At 58.6% G+C, this 5126-nt stretch carries 5 protein-coding genes; 1 reads left to right on the top strand and 4 read right to left on the bottom strand.

Going from position 1 to position 5126, the window contains the following annotated elements; genetic code table 11:
* Positions 1–159: 159 nt before the first annotated feature.
* The 4 genes from ACTQW0_RS08390 to thyA all read right to left on the bottom strand — a co-directional run bounded on the left by ACTQW0_RS08390 (position 160) and on the right by thyA (position 4036).
* A complete protein-coding gene (locus ACTQW0_RS08390; RefSeq protein WP_441567761.1) occupies positions 160–1509 on the bottom strand; it encodes an MATE family efflux transporter in 1350 nt (449 codons plus the stop codon).
* 126 nt (positions 1510–1635) lie between these two features.
* Positions 1636–2550 (bottom strand): TrmH family RNA methyltransferase, encoded by a 915-nt coding sequence (locus ACTQW0_RS08385; protein WP_441033339.1) that lies wholly within the window; start codon positions 2548–2550, stop codon positions 1636–1638.
* A gap of 109 nt (positions 2551–2659) precedes the next feature.
* A complete protein-coding gene (locus ACTQW0_RS08380; RefSeq protein ID WP_441567759.1) occupies positions 2660–3178 on the bottom strand; it encodes a dihydrofolate reductase in 519 nt (172 codons plus the stop codon).
* A 9-nt stretch (positions 3179–3187) separates the two neighbouring features.
* Complete coding sequence (gene thyA / locus ACTQW0_RS08375) at positions 3188–4036, bottom strand: thymidylate synthase (protein WP_154515464.1); 849 nt, start codon at positions 4034–4036, stop codon at positions 3188–3190.
* Positions 4037–4252: 216 nt separating this feature from the next.
* Between thyA and ACTQW0_RS08370 the strand changes: the two genes are divergently transcribed.
* A complete protein-coding gene (locus tag ACTQW0_RS08370; protein WP_441567757.1) occupies positions 4253–5011 on the top strand; it encodes a NifB/NifX family molybdenum-iron cluster-binding protein in 759 nt (252 codons plus the stop codon).
* Positions 5012–5126 lie beyond the last annotated feature (115 nt).

Genomic DNA, 5126 nt, shown 5'->3' with positions numbered 1-5126 from the left:
GATACAATACGGAGAGGCGCAGCGATGCGCTCGGCGGCCGCACGCCGGCCGAGTTCCGCGCCGCGCTGGGAAGGGCCGCGTAACGGTCCAAGAAATCGTCCGCAGTCCCACATCACCACGGAGAGCAATGATCCGTTTTCCTCTTTCTCATACGGATCATTAGGCAGTAGCGCGGCCTAGCCAGTTGCCGCTGTGGTGGTAGATAGTGAACATCGTGGCCGTGATGAGCCAGGTTACGGGGTAAACCAGCAGCAGGAGCTCAAGCGACGGATCGAAAGGCATGATCGCAAACACCCAGATCACCCTGAGCACGACGGTGCCGAAAATCGTGAGAATCATGGGCTGCAAGCTCACGCCGGCACCGCGAATGGAGCCCGACGCGTTTTCGATAATCGAGAAAATCGCATAGAACGGCGCAATAAAATGGATGATGGTCGTGGTGTACGCCGAGATCGAAGCATCGTCGACAAACAGACGCGACAGAGGACCCGAGAACACCAGCAGCACGGCAGACAGGCCACCAATGAGCATAAACGACAGCACGAGCGACGTATGGTAGCCCTTGCGCATGCGCTCGTAGTTGCGCGCGCCAAAGTTCTGTGCCGAGAACGTGGTGATCGACACGCCAAGCGCCTCGGTAACCATCCAGACAATGCCATCTAAGCGGCCCGAAAGACCCCAGGCCGTGGTGACATCGGCACCAAACGAGTTGACCGACACCTGAATCAAGACGTTGGAAATCGAATACGCAGAAGACTGAAAGCCAAGCGGCAAACCACACGAGATCATGCTCTTGCAAATACCAGGATCAATGCCGAGTTTGGACAGTGAAAGCCGCCACGCACCCGGTGCGTGCATCATGCGAATCACGATCATCGTGGCGTTGGAGCAAATGGTCAGCGCCACCGCGATGCCGCAGCCCAGAGCCTCCATATGCAGCACGGCAACGAAGATGACATCCAGCACCACGTTAACGAGGCAGCCGGAAGCGATGATCACGGCAGGTCCACGCGTGTCGCCCACGGCGCGCAGCAGTGCCGTTCCCATATTGAGCAGCAGCGCCGCAACCATGGCGGCAAAATAGCAACGAGCATAGGCCACACCCTCGGCCAATAGTTCATGCGGCGTATTCATAAGCACCAGCATGGGCTCAACGAACACTATGCCCAGAATCGAGACGACGATACCGCCCACCAGAGCGAGCGTCATGGCCGTATGGACCGAACGACTCAGTCGCTCATCATCGTGCTGGCCAAAATACTGACCCGTAATAACAGCACAGCCGGCGCCAACACCGACGCAAAAACCGATGCAGAGCTCCGTGAGCACCATCGTGGCCTGGATGCCGCCCAACGCGAGCTTTCCGCCAAACTGACCGACGATATAGGTACCGATAAGTGTGTAGGCCTGCTGAAAGAACGAACTAAAAAAGATGGGAACGCACAGCGAAAGCAACTGCTGCCAAATAACACCCTGTGTTACATCGATAGCCGTAGATTTCTTAGCCACACGCCCTCCCCACCAGCGCACGTCAAACAACAAAACGTCAATTTTATGACCAAAGCCAGCACCAGCTTAGCACCGACCGGCGTCAACCGAAACACCCGGACTCAGAGCCCAGTGCAAAATATCTGCCTAGTGATACAGTCCCGGCTGGTAGTGATACTCGTTGCTCACGTGCGGACACAACTGCCAAAAAGCGACAGCACTCGCCGCGGCCACGTTGAGCGAATCGACCCCGTGCGCCATCGGAATACGCACAGCCCGGTCACAGCCCGCGATGGTCTTGGCGCCCAGGCCGGCGCCCTCGGTGCCCATAAAGATCGCCAACCGGTCAATCTCTTGCAGCGCAGGATCGTCCAACGACACCGAATCATCCGTCAATGCCATGGCGGCACACGAAAAGCCGGCATCGTGTAGCGCCGCCAGCCCATCATGCGGCCATACGCGCGCCTCGCTGCCAATGCGCGTCCAGGGCACCTGGAACACCGTGCCCATGCTCACGCGGGCCGAGCGGCGGTACAGCGGGTCACAGCAAGTGGGGCTTACCAAAATGCCATCGACATTCAACGCTGCCGCCGAGCGGAAAATCGCACCCACATTAGTATGGTCGACAATACCCTCGAGCACGCACACGCGCACCGGTCGCTCACCCGCCACCTCGACGACGCCGCCCAAGAACTCATCAACCGGAATCTGACGCGGGCGACGGAACGCCGCGAGCGCACCGCGCGTCACGTTAAAGCCCGTCAACTGCTCCATGAGCTCCATGGAGGCCACGAACACAGGAACTGGACCTGCGCCCTCGCGTACAACCAGACGCTCGAACAGCGGCATCATCTGATCGAGCCAGCGCTCACCCAAAAGAAAGCTCACCGGCTCGTATCCGGCACGCACCGCACGCTCGATGACCTTGGCGCTCTCGGCGATAAAGATGCCCTTTTGCGGCTCCAGCACGCAGCGCAGCTCGCGCTCCGTCAGTCGCACGTAGGCGTCGAGCCGCTCATCATTAAGGGAATCGATTCGCAGCACCTCAACGGCATCAGTCATAGCAGCCAGCCCGTACCCTTCTTTACAGCACATCTATACCAAACGAGGCGACGCTAAGCGCCGCCCCATGCATTCAATCAACCCGGTGATACCGTTCACGCCAGACGATTTAAGCATCAACACGACGATATGTCACGAACTCATAATCGAGGCCTTCGTCACCCTCGCCCGCGGCAATCGTGGCAACCCCGTCGCGCCGCGCAACTTCCCACGCAGGATCGACATCCAAATTGGGAAAATACGTGTCCACGGCATGGGTGCAATGGTTGTGCGTGACCTCGGCCTCCACGCAGTACGGCAGAAATTGCCGATACACCTCGCCGCCACCGATCACCCACGCAACAGGTTCATCGGCCACGGCGGCCAAGGCCTCGTCAACGCTATGCACTACGTCGACGCCCTCGGGGGCAAAGCCCTCGTCGCGTGTGAGCACAATGTTGCGACGGTTCTTAAGCGGACGCCCGCCGGGAAAACTCAGCAGGTTCTTGCGTCCCATAATGACCGGACAACCCTTGGTGCACGCCACAAAATGGCGCATGTCGGCACGGTTGGACACGACCATGTCACCCTCGCACCCAATGCCCCAGTCATCGCACACGGCGACAATGGCAGAAAGCTTACACGTCATGCGCGTCACCTACACCGCAATGGGGATGTTCTTGACCTGCGGGCCGTGCTCATAGCCCTCAACGATCAGATCATCAGTCGTAAACGCGTAGAAATCATGCACATCGGGGTTGAGCGTTACCTTAGGAGCCGCAAACTGCGGACGCTCGATAAGCTCGCGGACGATATCGACATGACGGTCGTAAATATGGGCATCGGCGATCACATGCAGCAACTCGCCAGCGATCATATCGACCGACTGCGCGACCATCATCAGCAAAATGGCGTACTGGCACACATTCCAGTTGTTCGCGGCCAAAATGTCCTGGCTGCGCTGGTTGAGAATCATGTTGAGTGTTGGCTTATCGTCCTGCGGGCGCTGCGTGACGTTATAGGTCACGCTGTAGGCGCACGGATACAGGTGCATCTCGGACAGGTCGCTAAACACATACGTGTTGGTCATGATGCGACGGCTGTACGGCGTGTGCTTAAGGTCGTACAGCACGCGGTCCATCTGGTCAAAGTCACCCTCGGCATAATGGCTCTTCTGCCCAATCTGATACCCATAGGCCTTGCCGATAGAGCCGGTCTCATCGGCCCACTCATCCCAAATATGGCTGTTGAGGTCATGCACGTTATTGGACTTCTTTTGATAGATCCATAGAATCTCGTCCATGGCAGATTTGAGGGCCGTACGACGCAGGGTAAGCGCCGGAAACTCCTCACGCAGGTCGTAGCGTGCCGTGACACCAAAGTTTTTAATGGTATAGGCAGGGGTGCCGTCCTCCCACACCGGACGAACCTTTTGGCCCTCGGTAGTGGTGCCATGGTCCAGAATATCGCGGCACATGGCTACAAACTGTTGATCAGCTTTGCTCATTGACCCTCCTGTCAGTCGCCTATAAGCGATTTTTATTGTAGCCCAGGCGCGCAGCATCGAATTGCACACTTGGGGCGGCACACGCAATGCACGGCAGTACGGCACCGCATTCGCAAATGCTGTACCTTTGGCTTTTTTGACATATGCCAAAAATAGCTTGAGCGGCTCCGTATACGCGCTATCCTATTGTTGACATATGTCAGATTTGGAGAGTGTATGGCAGGAAGACGCGAAAAATTGCGCCGTGTTGGGATCATTCCCGAATATCGCGGCTTTACCCCTGACGGCCTTGCCAGCGGAGACGCCATCGACATGACGGTCGATGAGCTCGAAGTCCTACGGCTTTGCGACCTGGAAGGCCTCAATCAGGAGGCCGTCGCCCAGCAAATGGGCATCGCCCGTGCCACCGTGGCGGCCATCTGCAGCCGCGCGCATCGCAAGGTGGCAAACGCGCTGGTCAACGGGCGAGCACTTAGTATCGAGGGCGGCAATATCGCATACTCCCCCACACCTACGACGACGGCCATATGGCCAGCAAAGGAGGTCGGCACCATGAGGGTGGCAACGACGTACGACAACGGCAACATCTTTATGCACTTTGGCCGCAGCGAGCAGTTCAAAATCTATGACATCCAGGATGGCAAGGTGCTCAACGAGCAGGTCGTAGGCACCGGCGGCACTGGTCACGGCGCCCTAGCGGGTCTGCTCGCCAACGGTGGCGTCGATACGCTCATCTGCGGCGGTATCGGCGGCGGCGCCATCAACGCGCTCACCCAGGCAGGCATCACGGTCTATGCGGGCGCCCAGGGCAGCTGCGACGCCTGCGTCGAGGCCCTCATTGCCGGCACGCTCGCGCAGACCGGCGAGGCCACCTGCGACTGCCATGGGCACGAGCACGCCCACGAGCATGGCGAGTCCTGCGGCTGCCACGGCCACCACGACCATGATGGGCACGAGGGCTGTGGCTGCCACTAGTGGCGGTACCGTCAAGATTCTTTCGCAAATTGATTTAGCCGTCTCCGGCCCCGTCCTCTTCTAGCCCTCCGCCTTTCCCCTCAGCTCGTCCATCTCCTCCAGCTTCGACATGTCC

It is taken from the genome of Collinsella sp. LCP19S3_B7 (genome assembly GCF_052121795.1).
In the GTDB taxonomy this organism is placed as follows: domain Bacteria; phylum Actinomycetota; class Coriobacteriia; order Coriobacteriales; family Coriobacteriaceae; genus Collinsella.
The sequence above is the reverse complement of the archived record's forward strand: the minus strand, read 5'-3'. Positions and strand labels throughout refer to the sequence as shown.

Bases quoted from the DNA above. Each gene is read 5' to 3' on its own strand.
- ACTQW0_RS08385 (WP_441033339.1), bottom strand. From the start codon at position 2,550: ATGACTGATGCCGTTGAGGTGCTGCGAATCGATTCCCTTAATGATGAG.
- ACTQW0_RS08380 (WP_441567759.1), bottom strand. From the start codon at position 3,178: ATGACGTGTAAGCTTTCTGCCATTGTCGCCGTGTGCGATGACTGGGGC.
- thyA (WP_154515464.1), bottom strand. From the start codon at position 4,036: ATGAGCAAAGCTGATCAACAGTTTGTAGCCATGTGCCGCGATATTCTG.
- ACTQW0_RS08370 (WP_441567757.1), top strand. From the start codon at position 4,253: ATGGCAGGAAGACGCGAAAAATTGCGCCGTGTTGGGATCATTCCCGAA.